At 55.8% G+C, this 600-nt stretch carries 1 protein-coding gene; it reads left to right on the top strand.

From position 1 onward, the window contains the following. Positions 1-284: 284 nt before the first annotated feature. Positions 285-600 (top strand): DUF3847 domain-containing protein (locus tag WMO64_RS17065; RefSeq protein ID WP_349232773.1); only part of this gene is annotated, 316 nt, incomplete at its 3' end.

The following is a 600-nucleotide window of genomic DNA, read 5'->3' as shown; positions in this document are numbered from 1 at the left end:
AACAAGGGCGCACTTCTATACAGGGGCAAGCCCTGTATCGTGCGCTCTGCGAGGCAGCAGCCCGGACAGCGAATGTCCGGGCTGTTTTGCGTCACTTCGTTCCGTACAAGAGGGCTGCACCCTCTTGCGGCTTCGCCTATCCTTGCGCACTTTGTGGGCGGAGCAATTTGCTGACGCAAACAGCACCGCCCGCAAAGTTTTGAATATGTACCCCAGACCGTTTACCGTTTTTTCGGTAGGCGGTCTTTTTGTATCTATCCATCATTTTAAGGAGGTCATGCACCATGCCCAAACAGAAAACTATCCCGGAATTGGAAGCCGAAATAGCCGCCAGGGAGCGCCAGCTTGCCCAGCTCCAACACAGACAGCAGCAGCTGGAAAACCGCCGCAGCTACTGCGAGAAAGGCGACCGCCGCAAACGAACGCACCGCCTCATTACCCGCGGCGCGGCTATCGAAAGCGTAGAGCCGCTGGCAAAGGTTTTGACCGAAACCGAGTTCTATGCCTTTGTGGAAAAAGCACTTGCTTTGCCGGAGGTCAAGAATTTGCTCATGTCCGCCATCAACGCCCACAACGCCGCCGGGCAGAAAGGAAAGGGAT

This window comes from Pseudoflavonifractor intestinihominis (genome assembly GCF_040096055.1).
Taxonomy (GTDB): domain Bacteria; phylum Bacillota; class Clostridia; order Oscillospirales; family Oscillospiraceae; genus Pseudoflavonifractor; species Pseudoflavonifractor intestinihominis.
The sequence above is the reverse complement of the archived record's forward strand: the minus strand, read 5'-3'. Positions and strand labels throughout refer to the sequence as shown.